15 protein-coding genes and 1 pseudogene are annotated in these 20,616 nt (G+C 70.2%); 12 read left to right on the top strand and 4 right to left on the bottom strand.

Annotation, left to right across the window (positions count from 1 at the left end):
- Nucleotides 1-441, bottom strand: coding sequence for a hypothetical protein (locus tag ACIF80_RS32850; protein WP_399811492.1), 441 nt, complete (start codon nucleotides 439-441; stop codon nucleotides 1-3).
- 45 nt (nucleotides 442-486) lie between these two features.
- Nucleotides 487-654 (bottom strand): annotated as a pseudogene (locus ACIF80_RS32845) (TetR family transcriptional regulator); the annotation flags it as partial.
- 298 nt (nucleotides 655-952) lie between these two features.
- Between ACIF80_RS32845 and ACIF80_RS32840 the strand changes: the two are divergent.
- The 10 genes from ACIF80_RS32840 (at nucleotide 953) to ACIF80_RS32795 (ending at nucleotide 16,092) form a co-directional block, all read left to right on the top strand.
- The gene (locus ACIF80_RS32840; protein WP_399811394.1) at nucleotides 953-2,131 is read left to right on the top strand and encodes an IS701 family transposase; all 1,179 of its coding nucleotides are present in this window, start codon (nucleotides 953-955) and stop codon (nucleotides 2,129-2,131) included.
- A gap of 85 nt (nucleotides 2,132-2,216) precedes the next feature.
- Complete coding sequence (locus ACIF80_RS32835; protein WP_399811391.1) at nucleotides 2,217-2,660, top strand: winged helix-turn-helix transcriptional regulator; 444 nt, start codon at nucleotides 2,217-2,219, stop codon at nucleotides 2,658-2,660.
- A 105-nt stretch (nucleotides 2,661-2,765) separates the two neighbouring features.
- Entirely contained in the window at nucleotides 2,766-3,746 is a 981-nt protein-coding gene (locus ACIF80_RS32830) for a DUF1702 family protein (protein ID WP_399811388.1), read from the top strand.
- An 83-nt stretch (nucleotides 3,747-3,829) separates the two neighbouring features.
- On the top strand, nucleotides 3,830-4,816 hold the full coding sequence (locus ACIF80_RS32825) for a DUF1702 family protein (protein ID WP_399811387.1): 987 nt from the start codon (nucleotides 3,830-3,832) through the stop codon (nucleotides 4,814-4,816).
- A gap of 56 nt (nucleotides 4,817-4,872) precedes the next feature.
- Nucleotides 4,873-6,723, top strand: a complete 1,851-nt coding sequence (locus ACIF80_RS32820) for a CRTAC1 family protein (protein WP_399811486.1) — start codon at nucleotides 4,873-4,875, stop codon at nucleotides 6,721-6,723.
- Nucleotides 6,724-6,725: 2 nt separating this feature from the next.
- On the top strand, nucleotides 6,726-7,814 hold the full coding sequence (locus ACIF80_RS32815) for an enediyne biosynthesis protein (protein WP_399811384.1): 1,089 nt from the start codon (nucleotides 6,726-6,728) through the stop codon (nucleotides 7,812-7,814).
- Nucleotides 7,811-13,747 (top strand): type I polyketide synthase, encoded by a 5,937-nt coding sequence (locus tag ACIF80_RS32810; protein ID WP_399811382.1) that lies wholly within the window; start codon nucleotides 7,811-7,813, stop codon nucleotides 13,745-13,747. The genes ACIF80_RS32815 and ACIF80_RS32810 overlap by 4 nt, the downstream gene beginning before the upstream one ends.
- On the top strand, nucleotides 13,737-14,198 hold the full coding sequence (locus ACIF80_RS32805) for an acyl-CoA thioesterase (RefSeq protein WP_399811379.1): 462 nt from the start codon (nucleotides 13,737-13,739) through the stop codon (nucleotides 14,196-14,198). Before ACIF80_RS32810 ends, ACIF80_RS32805 begins: the two co-directional genes overlap by 11 nt.
- Nucleotides 14,195-14,743, top strand: a complete 549-nt coding sequence (locus ACIF80_RS32800) for a flavin reductase family protein (protein ID WP_399811377.1) — start codon at nucleotides 14,195-14,197, stop codon at nucleotides 14,741-14,743. Before ACIF80_RS32805 ends, ACIF80_RS32800 begins: the two co-directional genes overlap by 4 nt.
- Entirely contained in the window at nucleotides 14,740-16,092 is a 1,353-nt protein-coding gene (locus ACIF80_RS32795; protein ID WP_399811374.1) for a cytochrome P450, read from the top strand. Before ACIF80_RS32800 ends, ACIF80_RS32795 begins: the two co-directional genes overlap by 4 nt.
- A gap of 59 nt (nucleotides 16,093-16,151) precedes the next feature.
- On the opposite strand, the gene ACIF80_RS32790 is transcribed toward ACIF80_RS32795, so the two are convergent.
- Together ACIF80_RS32790 and ACIF80_RS32785 are read right to left on the bottom strand one after the other, a co-directional pair.
- Nucleotides 16,152-16,946, bottom strand: coding sequence for a helix-turn-helix domain-containing protein (locus ACIF80_RS32790; RefSeq protein ID WP_399811372.1), 795 nt, complete (start codon nucleotides 16,944-16,946; stop codon nucleotides 16,152-16,154).
- A gap of 52 nt (nucleotides 16,947-16,998) precedes the next feature.
- Complete coding sequence (locus ACIF80_RS32785; protein WP_399811370.1) at nucleotides 16,999-18,054, bottom strand: ParB/RepB/Spo0J family partition protein; 1,056 nt, start codon at nucleotides 18,052-18,054, stop codon at nucleotides 16,999-17,001.
- A gap of 335 nt (nucleotides 18,055-18,389) precedes the next feature.
- Between ACIF80_RS32785 and ACIF80_RS32780 the strand changes: the two genes are divergently transcribed.
- Entirely contained in the window at nucleotides 18,390-18,920 is a 531-nt protein-coding gene (locus tag ACIF80_RS32780) for a DUF5987 family protein (RefSeq protein ID WP_399811483.1), read from the top strand.
- Entirely contained in the window at nucleotides 18,917-20,575 is a 1,659-nt protein-coding gene (locus ACIF80_RS32775) for an FAD-dependent oxidoreductase (protein WP_399811367.1), read from the top strand. Before ACIF80_RS32780 ends, ACIF80_RS32775 begins: the two co-directional genes overlap by 4 nt.
- The last annotated feature ends 41 nt before the right edge of the window (nucleotides 20,576-20,616 follow it).

Below are 20,616 nucleotides of genomic sequence, written 5' to 3'. Positions count from 1 at the left end.
TCAGCCGGAGTCCGGGCGGTCCGCCGGTCGTCGGGGCCGGGCCGGCGGCGGGGTCCTGCCGACTGCTCCCGTGTCCTGCACCCCCGTCAGGACCAGTGCCCACAGGCGCTCGAGCTGGGTCACGGCGCTGTCGCGCCCCTCTCCCGTGGTGAGCCGGGTCCGGAGGTACGCCTCGGTGCCGTCGACCAGGTACTGCACCAGGACGGTGAGGTCCTCGACCGGTGTGTCGTCGCTGAGCTGGCCCTCGCGGTGGGCCTCGCCGAGCAGCCTTCGCACTTCCGGCAGCCAGCAGTCCGACCAGTGGGACGGGGCATGCGACTCCCGGGACAGCCGGATGGCGGCACGCACGGTGGTCTCGTTCTCCATGAGGTCCGCGATGACCAGGCCGAGCTCGATCACCCTCAGCAACGGCGGTGTCCGGTTGGCCGCCACACGGTCCACCGCCTCCCTCAGCCGGGACTGCCCCGCTTGCCAGACGGCATTTGCCAGGTCGCTCTTCGAGGGAAAGTGAAAGGTCAGTGCCCCCACGGACATGCCTGCGAGCCTGCTGATCGCTGAGAGTGACGTCCCGTCATAGCCCTTGAGGTCGATCTCTGCGGCCGTAGTACGCACCGCGGCCGCGCGGGTACGTACAGCTCGTTCTTGTCTCACCATGCTGCCTCCGAATGCCTGCACGTGGACGGACGCATGGGGGGGTGCACGGCTGCCAAGCACCGGTGCAAGCTGCTCGTCTCGCCTTCCATGGCGTCAGCAGGATGATGCTGGACCTCTGCCCGACGGCAGCCAAGGGGGACTTGCCCAAGACGCATCAGCTTTGTCGCAGGTGGTCCTCGTCCTCGATCTCCGTGCCGACTTGGCGAAGTGGAGGGATGCCTGAATCACTGTCAGAAAAAAAGAGGACGTTCGCTATTGTTCCGAGGTGCCGCCGGCCATCACTGGGAGGGGACGCGCCATGGGGACGAACGCCTCGTCGGACGCCCGGTACTCGATACCGGCCTACGCGGATCAGCTCTTCGAGCACCTGCCACGTGCCGACCAGCGGAAGTGGGCCAGGGCCTACCTCGAAGCCCTGCTGATCACTCAGGGAAAGAAGACCGTCCGGCGTCTGGCCGCCTCCGTGTCCGACTCCCCGACCGTTTCCCAGTCGCTGCATCAGTTCGTCAACGCCAGCCCCTGGGACTGGATGCCGGTACGGCAGGAAATAGCACGTTGGGCCGAGACCAGGCTCACCCCCCAGGCCTGGCTTCTGGACTTCGCGGTGATACGCAAGCGAGGGGAGCATTCCTGCGGTGTGCACCGGCGCTTCGATCCGGCCACGGGCCGCTCCGCGACCTGCCAGGTGGGAGTGGGGGCCTTTCTCGCCACCGCTGATGCGGCCGTTCCGGTCGACTGGCGCCTGCTGCTGCCCGGCTCCTGGGCCAACGACCCCCTCAGGCGGCTGCGTGCGCGCATCCCCGAAGACATCGGTCCCCAGCCGGTCGAGGAACACGCCCTTGCCCTCACCGACTTCCTCATGGGCAACAGCAGGTCGGCCGGCCCGGTCGTCGCCGATCTCGCCACCGTGCCGGGCGCCCATACGCTCGTCCGCGGTCTGGCGACCCGCAACCGTGACTTCGTCATCGCCGTGCCGGCCGGCTTCAAGGTGGTTCTCGGTCGGCACCTGCACCTCCAGAATCCCTCCGATGCCAACGACCGTGGCCTGGCCCTGGCCGCCCGGAGCCTGTTCGAATTCGATTCCGGCCTCACACGCACCGAGACGGTCGATGCCGCCGACGCGCACATGCAGCGCCTGGAGGTCAAGTCCCTCCGGGTCTACCTGCCGGACACCCACCCCTCCTTCCCCCCGCGCACCTATTCACTGTTCACCGTGGCCGCGGAGAACAGCAGACGTCCGGTACAGATGTGGCTCACCAGCCTGACGCACGCCCGGGCGGCTGAGGTGGTCGCTCTGACGCGGCTGCTGACCCGCAGCCAGGAGGCGGTGCGCCGTATGGAGAGCGATTTCGGCCTGCTCGACTTCGAAGGACGGTCCTACCCGGGCTGGCACCACCACATGACCCTGGTGTCCGCGGCCCACGCGTACGGCAGGATCGGACACCTGTCGGCCGCCGAAAGGCCCGAGGCCGCCTGACCGGACAGGTCCGCTCCCCTCCCGACGGCTCTACCCTCACAACGTCAGCTCCTGCGCGGTTGGAGGCGACACCCATGGTGAAACCATGCTGAAGCACACATACGAGGGGCAGGACTGCAGCCTGGCCCGGGCCCTCGAAGTCATCGGTGAACGCTGGACACTGCTCATCGTCCGTTCGGCGCTGCTCGGCGTCCGCCGCTTCGACGGCTTCCTGGGCAGCATGGACATCGCCCGCAACGTCCTGACGAACCGGCTGGCGCGACTGGTCGACGCAGGGCTCATGGAGCGAGTCCCCTACCAGTGCAAACCCCTGCGTCACGAGTACGTGCTCACTCCCGCCGGACACGACCTCACGCGGTCGGTCATCGCGCTCATCCAGTGGGGCGACCGGAACGTGCCCGCCCCCCTGGGGCCCCCGCGCAGGGCCGAGCACCGCGGGTGCGACGGATCCGTCCACGTCGAGCTGCGCTGTTCGCGCTGCGGTCACGAAGTCGGTGACGGGGAAGTGACGATGCGGCACGTGCGGTGACCGGAGCGGCAGCGCACGACCGGAGATGCCCTGTGCGGAGGCTTCGCCCCACGATGATCCCCTCCGTCCCGACCGGGCGGCTGGAGGAGGAGGCGGCGGATCGTGATGTCCATCATGGGAGCGTTTCGCAGAGCGGTCATGGCGCCCTCGCTGACCGAAGTGAGTTTCGCCGGCCGGGGTTTCGCCGTCACCTCCACCGAGGAAACCAGGCGTCTGGAAGGCGTCCCGCAGGCTGTCGTCTGCGGTTTCGAATGGGCCATCGGGGACCGCTCGCTGGCCGACACGGAGCGCCGCCTGTCCATGGTCGACGCCGACGTCCGGGGCTTCGCCTACGAAGGGGCGACGATGGCGTGCGCGGTCAGGGACGCGATGGGCCCCCGGCGAGGCCACCGCACCCGGGACCTCCTGCAGGGTGACGGAGGCAGACCCCACATCTTCCTGAACTACATCGGCATCGGATTCGCCATGGCACGCCTGCCCCGGCCCCTGTGGCGCGGAATCCTGCCCCCGCTCACGGGCGCCGAGTACTACCCCGCCATGAACTGGCTGGCCGTGGACGGCTACGGATTCGACCGTGCCTACTTCGACACGGCACGCTGGGCCGGCCGGCAACGACGTCCGCGGCCGTATGCCTGGCAGGGGGACGCCGACTACTTCCTCCGCGCCGTCGACCAGGGCATCGGGCGCGCCCTGTGGTTCATCCACGGGACCCACGTCGACCATGTCACCGGTGCCGTCTCCGCATTCGCCGAACGACGCCAGGCGGACCTGTGGAGCGGTGTCGGCCTGGCCGCCACCTTCGCCGGCGGCGCTCCTGCTCTGATGACGGCACTGCGCCGGAAGGCCGGCCCGCACGGTGGACACCTGGCCCAGGGAGCGGTCTTCGCCGCCAAGGCGCGCCACCACTGCGGGCACGTTCCCGAGCACACGCGGGCCGCCGTGCACGCCCTCACCGGCCTCGAGGTCCGGGCGGCCGCCGAACTCGCCGACGACTGTGCCGTCCCCGCGGCCGAGAGCGGAACCGTACCGGCCTACGAGATCTGGCGGCGCAGGGTGCGCGAACGGGTCTCCGCCGTCTCCGTCTGAGCACGCTCGGAGTAGACGGCCGTTCCGGAACCACGGATACATTCGTCGCGGAATTGTTCGGCCACGAGGGGCGGTCTATCGCGGTGTCTACTGCATTCGGTGCGCTTCGGCGCCGGCTACTCACACCTCCGATTTCCGAGACGACAATGAAGGTGCGCGGATTCCATGTGAAGAACACGGAATCCAAGAAGCGTCTCGAGCAAGTCGGAGAGACATTCCTTCAGGGGTACGCCTATGCCGTCGAGGCGGGTTCGCCGGCCGAGGCCGAGGAACTCCTCGAGACGGTGCCGCGGGATTTCCGCGGCTTCGCCTACGAGGGTGCCGCGATGGGCGCCGTCATCCATGACGCGCTCCCCGGTCACGGCGGCCGGCTCGCGGGCCTGCTGTCCGGCCGCGGCCGGCACCACGACTACATGATCCATGTCGGCATCGGCTGGGCGATGGCCCGGCTGCCGCGTCCCCTGTGGCCGGACATCCGTACCACGGATCCCCTCCTGCGCTGGCTGGCCCTGGACGGGTTCGGCTTCCACCAGGCGTACTTCAAGACCGCCGGATACGTGCGCGACCCCTCCCCGCCCGCCCCCTTGCGCTGGAACGGCGGCCACAACCACTACACCGCCCACGCCATCGACCAAGGCATAGGACGGGCGCTGTGGTTCGTCGGCGGCACGGACCCGGACACGGTCGCCGGTCTCATCCGCTCCTACTCCGAAGCCCGTCACGCCGACCTGTGGGCCGGCGCGGGTCTCGCCTGCGCCTACGCCGGGGGCGCCACGGAGCAGGAACTCGCCCTGTTCGCACGGCAGGCGGGTGAACACCGCTGGGCGCTGGCCCAGGGGGCGGCGTTCGCGGCCGAGGCCCGGGTCAGGGCCGGGCTCGTGAGCGAGCACACCCACCTGGCCGCCCGTGTCGTATGCGGTGTCTCCGTCGAGCAGGCGTCCCGGATGTGCAACGGCCTCAGGCCCTCCGCTGCCTCCCGGAATGCGCTTCCGGCCTATGAGAACTGGCGCAGAGACATTTCTGCCCGCCTCGCTTCCGAATCGACTCTCCGGAAAGGTGCCGATCAGTAACCATGGCGAAGAACTGGCTACGCAGGAATTCTCCGGGAATCGTCGCGCTCACCCTCATGGCGAGCGTCTTCTACGTCGTCCGCCTCCCTGAACCGTCTGCCGCCGATGTCAGGGAAACGGCAGCCGACTTCGCCTTCGAGCCGATGACCATAGCCATGCCGGGAGGATTTCCCACCCAGAAGATCAGACAGGTCAACAAGGCCTACGAGCACATCGACGCCTGGATTTCGTCGGTCGGCGCCGGCATCGCCCTCAACGACATGGACGGCGACGGCCTGTCCAACGATCTGTGCCTGACCGACCCCCGGATCGACCAGGCCGTGGTGACCCCGGCCCCCTCCCGCGGCAAGGCCTACGAACCGTTCGCACTCGAGCCGGCTCCCCTGGGAACCAGCGACACCATGGCTCCGATGGGGTGCGTGCCCGGTGACTTCAACGAGGACGGCGCCATCGACCTGCTCGTCTACTACTGGGGCCGCACCCCCGTGATCTTCCAGAACGAGGGCGGCCGCGGTGAGCCGCTCACCGCTGCCTCGTTCACGCCCACGGAGCTGCTGCCGGGCAAACCCGGCGCGCGGTACACGGGTCCGCTGTGGAACAGCAACACGGCCGCCGTCGCCGACTTCGACGGCGACGGGCACGACGACATCTACATCGGGAACTACTTCCCCGACAGCCCGGTCCTCGACCCGTCCAAGGACGGCGACGTGACCATGAACGACTCGCTGTCGCACGCCCAGAACGGCGGTGGCGGTCACTTCTTCCGCTGGACCGAGTCCGGTTTCGAGAAGACGGACGACGCCCTGCCGCAGGGCCTGAACAAGGGTTGGTCCCTCGGTGCGTCCGCCGCGGACCTCGACGGCGACCGTCTTCCCGAGATCTTCCTCGCCCACGACTTCGGGACCTCGGCGCTGCTGCACAACACCTCGCGGCCGGGCCGGATCGAGTTCCGCGAGGTCAAGGCGGTCCACTCCGGCACCGTTCCCAAGTCCAAGGAGATCGGACGCAGTTCGTTCAAGGGGATGGGTGTCGATTTCGGCGACCTGGACCACGACGGCCTGTACGACATGTTCGTCAGCAACATCACGACGTCGTTCGGCATCCAGGAGTCGAACTTCGCCTTCATCAACAAGGCCGACGACAAGGCCGACCTGCGGTCCCGCTTCGAGAACGGCGAGGCGCCCTACCGGGACGAGTCGACCGACCTCGGCCTGGCCTGGTCCGGCTGGGGCTGGGACGTGAAGATGGGCGATTTCGACAACAACGGCGATCTGGAGATCACCCAGGCACTCGGCTTCGTCAAGGGCAAGAACAACCGCTGGCCGCAGCTGCAGGAACTCGCCACGGCCAACGACGCGCTGATCGCCAACCCCACCTGGTGGCCGAACGTCAGGCAGGGAGACGATCTCGCCGGCAGCCAGCGGATGCGGTTCTTCGCCAAGGACCAGGACACCGGCCGCTACATCAACCTCTCCACGGCGCTGGGCCTCGGGGATCCTGTGCCGACCCGCGGCATCGCGACCGGTGACGTGGACGGCGACGGCCGCCTCGACATCGCCGTCGCCCGCCAGTGGGACGAGCCCGTCTTCTACCGCAACACCTCCCCCGAGCCCGGCTCCTGGCTGGAGCTCGTGCTCACGCACCCCGACGGTGCTCCGGCGGTCGGCGCCGAAGTCCGCGTCGAACTGCCCGACGGGAGCAAGAGCGTCGCCCGCGTCGACGGGGGCGGTGGCCACTCGGGCAAACGAAGCACCGATGTCCACATCGGCCTGGGCGAGGAGGTCCAGGGCGAGGTCTCGGGGACGGTCACCTGGCGCGACCGCCAAGGTGACGTCCACGAGCAGGAAGTGAGGCTGGCGCCGGGCAGGCACAGCTTCGAGCTCGGCAGCCAGCTCAAGGAGAAGTGACCATGTCCGCAGCACAGCCCCTGGCCCAGACGGCGGGACCGCGCCACAATCCGAAGGTCGTCACCGCCCTCCGCCGCTTCGCGATCTCGATCTCCGTACTCAACATCGTCGGCTACACGGTGCTGGGCTTCGAACAGCCCTGGGTCTGGCCCTTCATCGCGCTGGCGACGGCCTACACCGTGGAGCTCACGCTCGAGGCCGTCGGTGCACGCGCCGAGAAGCGAACGCCGCGCTTCCGCGGGGGCGGCTTCCGAGGGCTGATGGAATTCCTCTACCCCGCACACATCACGGCCCTCGCGGTGAACATGCTCACCTACGTCAACGACCAGGTGTGGGTCATGGTGTTCGGCGTCGTGGTGGCGGTGGGCGCCAAGTGGGTGCTGCGGGCTCCGGTGAGGGGCCGCATGCGCCACTTCATGAACCCCTCGAACCTCGGCATCGCGGTCATCCTGCTGCTGTTCCCCTGGGCGTCGATCGCCCCGCCGTACCACTTCACCGAGTACGTGGACGGCGGCATCGACTGGCTCGTGCCGGCCGTCATCCTCACGCTCGGCACCATGCTCAACGCGAAGCTCACCGAACGCATGTGGCTCATCGTCGCGTGGGTCGGCGGGTTCGCCGTGCAGGCGGTCGTGCGCGGTCTGTTGTTCGGCACGTCGATACCCGCGGCCCTCGCGATGATGACCGGTGTGGCGTTCGTGCTCTTCACGAACTACATGATCACGGACCCCGGCACCACGCCGTCCTCCAAGTGGGGCCAGATCGCCTTCGGCGGCGGTGTCGCCGCCGCCTACGGCCTCCTGACGGCGCTGAGTGTCGCCTACGGGATCTTCTTCGCCACCGCTCTGGTCTGCGGGATCCGCGGTGGCTTCCTGTGGGTCAGCGACATCGTCTCCCGCCGGCGCGCCGAGGAGGCCCTGGCCGTTGCCGCGGTCGGCCTGACCCCCGACAAGCCCCCCGTCGAGCGCACCCCGGCCGAGCACTCGGCAGCACTCCCGTGCGTGAACGGCTGCGCCGAAGGGGCCTGCTCCTGCTCCGGGAACCCGAAGGACAGCGAGGCGGACGACCGCAGGATCGTGGTGTCGGCATGACCAGAATCGCCATCGTCGGCATGGCCTGCCACTACCCCGACGCCACCACCCCCGCCGAGCTGTGGGCCAACGCCGTCGCCGGACGCCGTGCCTTTCGACGCCTGCCCGAGGAACGCATACGCCTGGAGGACTACTGGGACGCCGATCCGTCCACACCCGACACCTTCTACGCCCGCAACGCGGCCGTGCTGGAGGGGTACTCCTTCGACCGCGTCACCCACCGGATCGCCGGCAGTACCTTCAGGTCCACCGACATGACGCACTGGCTCGCCCTGGACACCGCCGGGCGGGCGCTGGCCGACGCCGGGTTCCCGGCGGGCGAGGGTCTGCCGCACGAGCGGACCGGCGTCGTCATGGGCAACACGCTCACCGGTGAATTCACCCGTGCCAACGTCATGCGGCTGCGCTGGCCGTACGTGCGGCGAGTGATGGCGGCCGCGCTCGCCGGACAGCAGGACTGGGACGAGGCCCGGATCACCGCGTTCCTCGAGGAGGTCGAGACCTCCTACAAGGCGCCGTTCCCGGCCGTCGACGAGGACACCCTGGCCGGCGGGCTCTCCAACACCATCGCCGGCCGGATCTGCAACCACTTCGACCTCAACGGCGGCGGATACACCGTCGACGGAGCCTGCTCCTCCTCGCTGCTGTCGGTCACCACCGCCGGAACGGCTCTGGCCAACGGCGACCTGGACGTCGCCGTCGCCGGTGGGGTCGACCTGTCCATCGACCCGTTCGAGATCATCGGCTTCGCCAAGACCGGTGCTCTGGCCCGGGGGGAGATGAAGCTGTACGACAAGGGCTCCAACGGCTTCTGGCCCGGCGAGGGCTGCGGAGTGGTCGTGCTGATGCGGGAAGAGGACGCGATCGCACGCGGCCACCGCATCTACGCGACCGTCGCAGGCTGGGGGGTGTCCTCGGACGGCCAGGGCGGGATCACCCGGCCCGAGGTCGACGGCTACCGCCTGGCCCTCGAGCGTGCCTACGCGCGTGCCGGGTTCGGCATCGAGACCGTCCCCCTCTTCGAGGGCCACGGCACGGGAACGGCCGTGGGTGACGCGACGGAGCTGACGGCGCTGATGAAGGCCCGCTCGGCAGCCGACCCGCAGGCGCCCGTCGCCGCCATCGGTTCCATCAAGGGCATGATCGGCCACACCAAGGCGGCCGCAGGCGTGGCGGGTCTGATCAAGGCGGCCCTGGCGGTGGACAACCAGACCGTCCCGCCCTCCATCGGCACCTCCGACCCGCATGAGCTGCTCACCGAGCCGGGGGCCAACCTCAAGGCGCTGCGCAAGGCGGAGGTCTGGCCCCGGGAGCTGCCGCGCCGCGCGGGCATCACCGCCATGGGGTTCGGCGGCATCAACACGCACGTCGTCCTGGACGAGCCGTCCGGCCGGCGCCGGCCGGCTTCCGTCCGCCGGCTCACCCCCCTGGCCGACTCCTTGCAGGACAGCGAACTCCTGCTGTTCGAGGGGGCCTCGGCCCGAGAGCTGAGCCACAGGCTGACCGAGGTCGCGGACTACGTCGTGCGGCTCTCGTACGGGGAGATCGCCGACCTCGCCACCACCCTCCAGCGCGAGCTGCGGGGCCTTCCGTACCGGGCGGCGGCGGTGGTGACGTCTCCGGACGATGCCGAGAACCGGCTGCGCCGCCTCGTGGACCTTGTGGACCGGGGGGAGACGGAGCACTGGGCCGCGGACGGCCGGACCCTCCTCGGCAAGGCCACCGGCCGCAAACGGATCGGTCTGCTGTTCCCCGGCCAGGGCTCCGGACGCGGCACCGGCGGCGGTGCGTTGAGCCGCCGCTTCCCCGAGGCCGCCGAGGTGCTGGCTCGCGCCGCGTCGGCGCCGGGCTCGGACACCGTGGCCACCGAAGTGGCCCAGCCGCGCATCGTCACCGGTTCGGCAGCGGGTCTGCGTGTTCTGGACGAGCTGCGTGTGGAGGCGTCCGTCGGTGTCGGGCACAGCCTCGGCGAGCTTTCCGCCCTGTGCTGGGCCGGGGCTCTCGACGAGGACGTCCTGATCGAGGCGGCGGGCGTGCGCGGCAGGGCGATGGCGGAGCACGGGGCGTCGGGAACCATGGCGTCACTGGGGGCCGCACCGGAGCGGGCGGAGGAGCTCATCGGCGCCCTCTCCGTGGTCGTGGCCGGCTACAACGGTCCGGAGCAGACGGTCGTCTCGGGTCCGGTGCACGAAGTGGAGGAGGTACGCAGGCGGGCCGCTCGCTCCGGCGTGACGTGTACGCCGCTTGCCGTGTCCCACGCGTTCCACTCACCGCTCGTGGCGTCCGCCGCCGAGTCGTTCGGCGACTGGCTGAAGAGCGTCGACTTCCGCGAGCCCGCCGGACGTGTGGTGTCCACGGTCACCGGGGCGGAGCTGACACCGGGCACCGACCTGTCGGCGCTGCTGCGGGAGCAGATCACCGCTGCGGTACGTTTCACCGACGCGGTCCGGGCCGCGGCCAAGGACGTCGACCTGTTCATCGAGGTGGGCCCCGGCCGGGTGCTCGGCCACCTGGCCGGGGCGGCGACCAACGTTCCCGCGGTTTCCCTCGACACGGACGACGAGTCCCTGCGCTCGCTCCTGCAGGTGGTGGGCGCCGCGTTCGTCGTCGGCGCGCCCGTCGCCCTCGAGCGCCTCTTCCGGGACCGCTGGACACGCCCGCTCCGGATCGGCCAGGAACTCTCCTTCCTGGCCAGCCCGTGCGAACAGGCACCGGCGACGGCCGTGCCGGTGGCGCCCCAGTCCGCCGAGCCGTCCGCCGTACCTGCTGTTCGCGCACAAGAGCCGCAGTCCGCGGCCGTGTCACCTGCGCCGGCACTGGACTCCCTGGCCTCGGACGACGCGTCCACCGCTTCCGCCGCCGGGTCCGGGCGGACACCTCAGGAGGAGGAGAGGAAGGAGGAGAGCAGCGGCGCCGAGGCCATCGAGGTCCTCAGTGCCCTGGTCGCCGAGCGCGCCGAACTCCCGGCCCACCTGGTGGGCCCGGACAGCAAGCTCCTGGACGACCTGCACCTGAGCTCCATCACCGTCGGCCAGATCGTGAACCAGGCCATGGCGCAACTCGGTATCGCCCCGGCGGCGCAGGAGCCGACGAACTTCGCCACTGCCACTCTGGCGGAACTGGCCGAGGCGCTCGAGAGCCTGGCCGCTACCGGCGGCCCGGCCGGTGCCGGTGCGGCTTCGCTCATCGCCGGGGCGGCGCCGTGGGTGCGTCCCTTCGCGGTGGACCTGGACGAGGTCGCCCGGCCGCCGGCCGGTCCGGCAGCGGCTCGCGGCACCTGGGAGCTGTTCGCGCCGGCGGGGTACGGGATCGCCGGGACACTGCGCACGGCGCTTCAGGACGCCCAGACGGGTTCCGGGGTCCTGGTCTGTCTGCCGCCCCGGTGCTCCGCCGACGGGATCGACCTGGCGCTCGCGGCGGCGAAGCGGGCGCTCGCCGCCCCGAAGGACAGCCGTTTCGTGCTGGTGCAGCACGGCCGCGCCGCCGCGGGCCTGGTCAAGACCCTCCACCAGGAGGCGTCCCACCTGGTGACGACTGTCGTCGACACCCCCCTCACCGAGGAGACGGTGGAGCGGGTGGTCGCCGAGGTGTCGGCGACGATCCGGTTCTCCGAGGTGCACTACGGCGCGGACGGAGTCCGCCGCGTCCCCACGCTGCGGGCCCTGCCCGTGAGCCCCGAGCGTCAGGACAACCCGCTCGGCGCATCCGACGTCCTGCTGGTCACCGGGGGTGGCAAGGGCATCTCCGCCGAGTGCGCCCTGGCGATCGCCCAGGACAGCGGCGCAGGGCTTGCGGTGCTGGGACGCTCCGACCCGGCCACGGACCGGGAACTGGCCGACAACCTGAAGCGGATGGAGGACGGCGGCGTCACCTTGCGGTACGCCCGCGCCGATGTCACCAGCCCGGAGCAGGTCCGGACGGCAGTCGCCGAGCTGCGCGGCGTGCTGGGTCCGATCACCGGCGTGCTGCACGGGGCCGGACGTAACGAACCCGGTCCGCTGCACGCGCTGGAGCCGGAGGACTTCCGGCGCGCCCTCGCTCCCAAGGTGGACGGCCTGCGGACCGTGCTCGGGGCAGTGGACGCCGGGGAACTGAAACTGCTCGTCACGTTCGGCAGCATCATCGGCCGGGCCGGACTGCGGGGCGAGGCGCACTACGCCACCGCGAACGAGTGGCTGGCCGACTGCACCGAGGAGATCGCACGGACGCATCCACAGGTCCGCGCCCGCTGCGTGGAATGGTCGGTGTGGTCCGGGGTCGGGATGGGCGAGAAGCTCTCGGTCGTCGAGTCGCTCTCCCGCCAAGGCATCGTCCCGGTCTCCCCGAATCAGGGGGTGGAGATCCTCCTGCGGCTGATCCGGGACCCCGGCGCGCCGGTGGTGACGGTCGTCAGCGGCCGTACCGAGGGCATCGAGACGGTGCGCCGCGATCTGCCGCCCCTGCCGCTTCTCCGGTTCACCGGTACCCCGCTGGTGCGTTACCACGGTGTGGAGCTCGTCACCGAGGTCGAGCTGAACGCGGGTACGGACCCCTACCTCGGCGACCATCTGCTGGACGGAAATCTCCTGATGCCCGCGGTGATGGGGATGGAAGCCATGGTCCAGGTCGCGGCCGCGGCCACCGGCTGGCCTGGGACACCGGTCATCGAGGGCGCGCGCTTCCTGCGCCCCATCGTGGTTCCACCCGATGGGAGCACCACCATCCGTGTCGCCGCGACGGTGACCGGACCGGACACGGTCGACGTCGCCGTCCACGCCAGGGACACCGGATTCGCCGCGGAGCACTTCCGCGCCCGGCTGGTGTATTCCGGCGCCGGTGTCCCGGAGGGACCGCCGTCGCAGACGGGCGCCGGCACCCCGGAGGTTCCTCTGGACCCTGCGGGCGACCTCTACGGCAGCATCCTCTTCCAGGGCTCCCGCTTCCAGCGGTTGCGGCGATTCCACCGGATGGCGGCCCGGCACGTGGACGCCGACGTGGCAGTGCGGCGGCCGGAGGGCTGGTTCGCCGGCTTCCTTCCCGCGCAGATGCTTCTGGCCGACCCCGGCATGCGCGATGCGCTGATGCACGGCAACCAGGTGTGCGTGCCCGACGCCACGCTGCTTCCCTCGGGGGTCGAGCGTGTCCACCCGCTGGGCGCCGGCGGGGACGTCCCCGACCAGCTGCGCTACTGCGCGGTCGAGCGCAGCCGTGACGGCGACACGTACGTGTACGACATCGCGGTACGTGACGCCGAGGGCACCGTCGTCGAACGCTGGGAAGGCCTGACCCTGCACGCGGTGCGCAAGACCAACGGCTCCGGCCCCTGGGTCGCGCCCCTGCTGGGGCCGTACCTGGAGCGGACGCTCGAGGAGGTGCTCGGTGCGCGCATCGCGGTGACGGTCGAACCCCACGGCGACAGCCCGGCCGGGTCGGTCGCCGAACGCCGGGCCTTCACCACCGTCGCGGCCTCCCGGGCCCTGGGGGCTCCCGTGACCGTGCGCCACCGGCCCGACGGGCGGCCGGAGATGGACGGCGGGTGGCACGTCTCGGCCTCCCACGGCCTGGAACTCACCGTGAGCGCCGTGGCCCGGGCGGAGGTGGCCTGCGACATGGAGGCCGTCAGCATGCGGGAGCCGGGCGAGTGGCGGGGGCTGCTCGGCGAGCACGCCGCAGTCGCCGAACTCGTCGCCCGGGAGACCGGCGAGGCTCCCGACACGGCCGCCACCCGGGTGTGGAGCGCGGTCGAGTGCCTGAGGAAGGCGGGCGCCGCGGCGGGCACACCGCTGACCGTGCTGCCGCAGAAGAAGGAGGCGTGGGTGGTCTTCACCGCCGGCGACCTGCGGATCGCGACCTTCGTCACGGTCCTGCGGGACGCTCTGGAACCCGCCGTCTTCGCATTCTTGACGCGCACCCCGCAACTGCTGGAAGGGCGGTCCCCGGACTATGTCGGATGACTACTTCGAGTACCGGCACACGGTCGGTTTCGAGGAAACCAATCTGGTCGGCAACGTCTACTACGTGAACTACCTCCGCTGGCAGGGACGTTGCCGGGAGCTGTTCCTCAAGCAGAAGGCACCGGAGGTCCTCGCGGACGTACAGGACGACCTCAAGCTGTTCACGCTCAAGGTTGACTGTGAGTTCTTCGCCGAGATCACCGCCTTCGACGAATTGTCCGTGCGGATGCGGCTGTCCGAATTCGGGCAGACCCAGCTGGAGTTCACCTTCGACTACGTCAAGGTGGACGACGACGGCGGCGAGGCCCTGGTCGCCAGGGGCCGGCAGCGGGTCGCCTGCATGCGAGGGCCCAACACCGACACAGTGCCCTCGCTGGTCCCCGAGGCACTGGTCCGGGCCCTCGAGCCGTACGGCGCACAGAGGCGGGCACTGCCAGGGCGGACGGCATGAGGACACTCGCCGCCGCGCTCTCCTCGCCCGCGGGGGGAGCGGCCGATCCGCAGCGGCTGCGCAGCGCGCTGGGGACGTTCGTCACTGGCGTGACCGTGGTGACGGTCGGTGGCTCCTCGCCCCACGGCATGACGGCCAACTCCTTCACCTCCGTCTCCCTGGACCCGGCCCTGGTGCTGGTGTGTCTGGGCCGGGACACGGTGATGCACCGTCTCCTGGCCGAGGCCGACACCTTCTCCGTGTCCGTCCTGGACGCCGGGCAGGAGGAGGTGGCCCGGCACTTCGCCGACCGCTCCCGGCCGAGGGGCCCGGCCCAGTTCGAAACCATCGGCTGGGTGCCGGGCCGGTCGGCGGACGCTCCGCTGATCGCCGGCGCCGCCGCGCATTTCGAGTGCGCGACGTGGCGTGCCTACGACGGTGGGGACCACACCATATGCGTGGGGCGGGTGCTCACCCTGAGGGAGTCTCCCGACCGGGAGCCGCTGCTGTTCCACCGGGGCCGGTTCCGCCGCCTGCCCGACGGGCGACAGGAGGGTGCGGCATGAACGGGCGGCGTCCGGTCTCCCCTCCGCTGCGGTCGCTGCCCGGCCTGTTGCGCAAGCTCGCCGTCGACCGGCTCGGGATGGTGCGTGACGCGGCGGCGCTGGACGACGCCGTGCTGGTCTCCCTGGGGCCGAAGAAGCTGTTCGTCTTCAACCGGCCCGACTACGCGAAGCACGTGCTGGCGGACAACGCCGCCAACTACCGCAAGGGCATCGGTCTGGTCGAGTCCCGGAAGATGCTCGGCGACGGTCTCCTGACGAGCGAGGGCGACCTGTGGCGCGAGCAGCGGCGCACCGTGCAGCCGGCGTTCAGACCGGCGCACGTGGCCGCTCAGGCCGGCGCGGTGGCGGATGAGACCGTGAAGCTGCGGGACCTGCTGGCGCGACGGGGCGCCGACGGACCCGTCGACGTGCTCCAGGAGGTGACCGGGTTCACCCTCGGTGTGCTGGGCCGGACCGTGCTCGACACCGACCTCGGGGGGCACGGGGGCATCGCCCACGCCTTCGAAGCGGTGCAGGACCAGGCGATGTTCGACATGGTCACCCAGAACATGGTGCCGACGTGGGCTCCGCTGGCCACGCAGCGGCGGTTCCGCAGAGCCCGCCGGGAACTCGTACGGACCGTCGACGAACTGGTGGCCGACCGCAGCGCCCGCATGAGGGACGGAGAGGAGGACGACGACGCGTTCGCCCTCATGATTGCGGCTGCTCGCCGGCAGGGCGGTCCGAGGGCCGGGCAGGGGCGGCTGCGCGACGAACTGGTGACGCTGCTCCTGGCCGGGCACGAGACCACGGCGAGCACGCTGGGGTGGACCCTGCTGCTGCTCGCCCGTCATCCGCACGTGAGGGATCTGGTGCGCGAGGAGGCCCGCGGGGTGCTCGCGGACGGCCGGGCCCCGGACGCCGGGGACCTGCGCAAACTGACGTACACGACGCAGGTCGTCCAGGAGGCGATGCGTCTGTATCCGCCGGTGTGGATCCTGCCCCGGGTGGCCCGGCAGTCCGACGAGGTGGGACCGTACTCGGTTTCGGCCGGCGCCGACGTCCTGATCTGCCCGTACACCCTGCACCGTCATCCGGGTCTGTGGGAGCGGCCGGAGCGGTTCGATCCGGGGCGGTTCGACCCGGCGCGCGTCGCCGACCGCCCCCGCTACGCCTATATCCCGTTCGGTGCCGGTCCCCGATTCTGCGTCGGCAGCAACCTGGGGATGATGGAGGCGGTCTTCGTCACCGCCCTCCTGACACGGGATCTGGTCCTGGAGGTGGTGCCCGGCGGCGAGAGGACGCCCGAGCCGATGATGTCCCTGCGCATGCGGGGCGGGCTTCCCATGACGGTTCGGCCTGTGCAGTGACGGACCGGCCCACGGACGTGCGGCCCCGGCCGCGGCACGTGCCGCGGCCGGGCGGCAGGTCAGCCCGTGGCGCTCTCCAGGGTGCCGGTGCGCAGGTCGAGCAGTGCCATCAGCACCGGCGGGTCGAAGACCTCCAGCGGTCGCAGCGCGACATCGACCGGCAGGGGCACCGTCTCGGCCTGCACCGTCAGCGGGCCGTGGCGTCCGACGGAGACGATGTCGCCGTCTGCGTCACCGGCGGCGCCGGAGACGAGGTGCTCCTTGCCGTAGGGCACCGAGTGCACCAGGAGGTACCAGGTGCCGACGGGAACGTTGCGCAGTTCGAAGGCGCTGGATCCCTTGAGGACGGAGCACCTCACCGGCCGCCCCTGAGGAACCTGGGTGGGAAACAGGCCGACGTAACAGGGCCCGGGGGCACGCCCCTCGGGAAGCGTGACGTGGCCTCGCAGGGTGATGCCGGAGACGCCGGCCGGGGAGGCGGGAGAGTCCGGCCACGGTTCCTGGTCGATGCCGGCGGCGAAGCCCTCCAGTTCGCGGTAGACGCTCGGGGAGACGCCCACACACGCCTTGAAGCGGGAGCTGAAGGTGCCGACGCTGCTGTAGCCGACCAGGCTGCTGATGTCCGCGACGCCGAACTGCGTCTGCACGAGCAGGCGCTTGGCCTCCTGGATGCGCAGAGCCGAAAGGAACCTGCCGGGCGAGGTCCCGGTCACGTCCCTGAATATACGAGTGAAGTGGAATTTGCTGAACATAGCGGTGCGCGCCATGTCGTCGATCGTCAGGTCTTGCCCGAGATTGGCCCGCATATTGCTGATGACCCGGTGAACTGCGTGCTCGATGGTAGCGGAAGTCATGGTGTCTCCCTCTCGTGAGCTATTTCAATCCACAGACGTTCTGTTAAATCCGTCACTTCGAGTCCGCTTGCAACTCTTCGGAGAGCTGGACGCCGGTCAGCCGACGACTGGTCAGCTCTTCTGCGAACCTTTTCCACGTGCGTGAGCAGTGGAGGGCGAGATCCGCCAGTGTGGCCGCCGAGTGAGGTGGAACAGCTTCCGCCCATTGGCGCCAGGAATCATCCACAACGAAGTGGTCGTGGAGCCAGCGCAAGAAGTGCCGGCCGGATTCCGAGTGCCGCAGCGCCGGGTCGGAAGCGAGTTTGCGTAGCATTTCCAGGGAGGTGCGTGAGCGCCCTGGGACCGTTTCGGGCGCGCGGTGGAGCGGGTCCGGGCGTTCCGGGCCGAGGCTGCGCCGGGATGCGGGGGCGTCGGTGCCCGGAGGCTGGACGCGAGGTGACCGCCGGCGGCTGGCGGGCACGGGTGCGTCCCCGCGCAGCAGGCGCTGGCGGACGTCGTGCACCGTCCCCAGTGAGAGCCCGGTCTCCTTGACGACCGCCCGCAGCGGGAGGTCGGGCCGGGCGATCATCAGCTGGGCCGCGTGCAGACGCTCGGCGGTGCGGTCGAGCGGATGAGCTTTGCCGTTGCTCCTGACCCGCACGTTCAACCGGGTGGAATCCTCAGTTGAACGCGACCGGACCGAGGCCACCGTCTTGGGCGACAGGCCCGTGCACGCGCCGACGGCCCGGTCCGAGAGTTCCGGAAACATGTCCAGGATGCGGTGCGCCGCCGTCTTGCGTTCGTCGGGTGACAGCGGGAGACCGTGGGCGACGTTGGCCGATACGGAGCGCAGGAACGACTCCTCCTCGGTTCCCGTGAAGTACCGCACCGCCACGATGTCCAGGCGGTTGCGTCGTGCGGCCGCCAGTCGGTGCATCCCGTCGATCACACGCATCGTTCTGCTGTGCACGAGAATCGGAGGCAGCGTCGGATAGACGTCTGCCAGTTGTTTGACGTGCTGCTCATCAAGGCCATTCAGTCGCGGAGAATCCGCTGGCAGCAACGTGTCCACCTTCACCCAGTCGGTGAGGTCCGTCAGCGATTCCGGGGTACCTTCAGTGCTTTTCAATTCACTCCCCCGTAAGTTCAGACGTGCTCGAGGACCTTCCCATATCAAGACTCCTGGCACGGGAAAGGAACATTCCTTCGGGAGAAGGTATCCGCCTTCCGTTTTCATCGCGAGGGGGCGAGCGGCGAAGTCGCAACTTTGGCAACTGTGCGATGAACCCACTGTTCAGGCGAACACTTCCATCGGTTGTTTGAAAAGACCGACCAGGTTTATTTTGCTTTCCACATCGCCAGGGCAACGCCGATAGCAGGGGAACGGAGGCTCAGGTGCAGAAACAGAAAGCGGAACGAGATGACGGGCCGGAGCGCAGAGTCCGAATCACGGCCGGTGCCGTGCTGACGCTCGAGGCCTACGCGGACTCGATCGTCCCCGGCGAGAAGCGCTGGCCGGGCGACAGGGCCGTGGCCGGCGTCTCGGAGGGCGGCGGCGCCGTCACCGCCGGTGCCGTCCGGCTCCTGCGCTGGGACGCCACCGGCATCCACGACGACCTCGAGGACCTGGCAGACCTCGCGAACGGCCACGCCCGCGCGTACGCCGAGGAGACGGGGCTTGAGCCGGACAGGTCCGTGCCGCCCTTCGTGGCCCTGCCCTACGAGGACCGCGTGGAGCTGATCCGCCGGCTCACCGCTCCGGGGCACCCGGAGAAGGAGTTCTGGGTCCTCCTGTCCCTCTTCTGCAACATGGCCTTCGACTCGGCTGCCCACCTGCACACCGCCGAGGCGATCGCCGACGGTCATCCGGGCCTGCAGGCCATGGGCATCACCGCTCCCGGTGACGACGGCTTGTGGCGCTTCGAGGACTTCGGCTACGGCCGTGAGCTGGCGCGTCTGCATCCCGAAACCACCTCCACCGGGAGTCCGGCATGAGCGGCGGCGCGGAGCGCACGGAGGTCCTGGTCGTCGGCAGCGGGTTCGGCGGCGCGATCAGCGCCTACCACCTCGCAGCCGGGGGCGCGAAGGTGACCGTGCTGGAGCGCGGTCCCTGGCTGGGACACGGCGAGTTCGAGCACGACTACAAGCTCGGCTCCTCCTACACGAGGATCTTCGACTTCGTGGTCGGAGACGGGATGAGCGTGCTGGGCGGGAACTGCGTCGGCGGGGGCAGCGTGGTCTACTTCGCCGCCATGCCGCGCGCACCGCGCTTCGTCTTCGACCGGAAGGGCTCCATCGGCCGGCGCATGTGGCCGAAGTCGGTCAGCCGCAGCACCCTGGACCCTTGGTACGACCGGGTCGAGGAGTCACTGTCGGTCGCCCGGCAGGGGTGGGGGGACGTGAGCTACTCCGGCGGCCTGTGGGCTGCGGCCTGCTCCCACGCGGGCCGCACGGCCAACCCCCTCCCGGTGGCCATCGACACCGCCAAGTGCGTCAACTGCAATTGGATGATGGCCGGGTGCCGCTTCGAGGCCAAGCAGTCGCTGCTCGTGAACTATCTCCCCGCGGCCCTCGCCCACGGCGCCGAGATCCGTCCGCTGCACGAGGTCCAGTACCTGGAGCGGAACGCGGACGGCGGGTACCGCGTGCACTACAACGTCATCGACGGCGAGGACTACCGCACGACCGCCGGCAGTGGGGTGATCGAGGCGAAGATCGTCGTGCTGGCGGCCGGTGCCGGGGCGACGCCGGTGATCCTGCAGCGCAGCGAGGGACTGCTCGGCCGGATGCCCCATGCGGTGGGACGCTACTTCTCGGGCAACGGCGAACGGCTCAACACCGCCGTGGTGGACGAGGACAAGGCGGCCGAAGTACTCGGCCTGGACCGCGGGACCGGGTCGGCGTACGGCGCCAACCACATCGGCCGCGGACCGACCGTCGCGAGCTGGGACCGCCTGGACGGCTCCCTGCCCGAGTACTCCCGCTACTCGCTGGAGCAGCTCTACTTCCCGCCCGGCCTGGGCACGATCCTCGCCCAAGTGCCGCACGGCACCGGCCCCTCCTGGTTCGGCGCCCGGAAGAAGGAGATCCTCAAACGGTGGACCTCCTGGCTGACGGTCTTCTCGATGATCGAGGACGACAACGAGGGGGTTTTCGGCCCACCGCCGGCGACGGGCAACGCCCACCGCATCTCGCAGCAGTTGCTCGGCCGCGGCACCCTCCGGTACGCGCCCACGCAGAACACGCTCAACGCCTGGGCCGCCTCCGACGCGGAGGTCAAGGAGATCCTCGAGAAGGACGGACTGGCCCAGGTGATGCCGTGGACCAACGACCTGGTCGGCGCGTACACCGTGCACCCCCTCGCCTCCTGCCGGATGGGGGACGATCCGCACACGTCCGCGCTCGACGACCGCAACGAGCTGCGGGGGCACCCCGGAATCTTCGTCACGGACGGGTCCGCCGTTCCCGGTGCGCTGACCGTCAACCCGGCCCTGACCATCTCGGCCCTCGCCGAACGGGCCGTGCCGGGAATCGTCGAGGCCGCGCAGGACCGTGGCATCCGCGTCAGCTACGGCGCGCCGGCGCCCAGCGGCTCCGTGAGCGGTCTGCGGCAGGTCCTTCCGCTGCTGCCCCGCCCCGTGGGCAGCTGACGGCAGGCGTCGAGTCCGACCTCGCCGAACCGGCCGTCGCC

This window comes from Streptomyces sp. NPDC085927 (genome assembly GCF_044540975.1).
In the GTDB taxonomy this organism is placed as follows: Bacteria; Actinomycetota; Actinomycetes; order Streptomycetales; family Streptomycetaceae; genus Streptomyces; species Streptomyces hirsutus.
The sequence above is the reverse complement of the archived record's forward strand: the minus strand, read 5'-3'. Positions and strand labels throughout refer to the sequence as shown.

Bases quoted from the DNA above. Each gene is read 5' to 3' on its own strand.
- ACIF80_RS32835 (WP_399811391.1), top strand. From the start codon at position 2,217: ATGCTGAAGCACACATACGAGGGGCAGGACTGCAGCCTGGCCCGGGCC.
- ACIF80_RS32800 (WP_399811377.1), top strand. From the start codon at position 14,195: ATGAGGACACTCGCCGCCGCGCTCTCCTCGCCCGCGGGGGGAGCGGCC.
- ACIF80_RS32775 (WP_399811367.1), top strand. From the start codon at position 18,917: ATGAGCGGCGGCGCGGAGCGCACGGAGGTCCTGGTCGTCGGCAGCGGG.
- ACIF80_RS32795 (WP_399811374.1), top strand. From the start codon at position 14,740: ATGAACGGGCGGCGTCCGGTCTCCCCTCCGCTGCGGTCGCTGCCCGGC.
- ACIF80_RS32830 (WP_399811388.1), top strand. From the start codon at position 2,766: ATGTCCATCATGGGAGCGTTTCGCAGAGCGGTCATGGCGCCCTCGCTG.
- ACIF80_RS32815 (WP_399811384.1), top strand. From the start codon at position 6,726: ATGTCCGCAGCACAGCCCCTGGCCCAGACGGCGGGACCGCGCCACAAT.
- ACIF80_RS32820 (WP_399811486.1), top strand. From the start codon at position 4,873: ATGGCGAGCGTCTTCTACGTCGTCCGCCTCCCTGAACCGTCTGCCGCC.
- ACIF80_RS32790 (WP_399811372.1), bottom strand. From the start codon at position 16,946: ATGACTTCCGCTACCATCGAGCACGCAGTTCACCGGGTCATCAGCAAT.
- ACIF80_RS32810 (WP_399811382.1), top strand. From the start codon at position 7,811: ATGACCAGAATCGCCATCGTCGGCATGGCCTGCCACTACCCCGACGCC.
- ACIF80_RS32805 (WP_399811379.1), top strand. From the start codon at position 13,737: ATGTCGGATGACTACTTCGAGTACCGGCACACGGTCGGTTTCGAGGAA.
- ACIF80_RS32840 (WP_399811394.1), top strand. From the start codon at position 953: ATGGGGACGAACGCCTCGTCGGACGCCCGGTACTCGATACCGGCCTAC.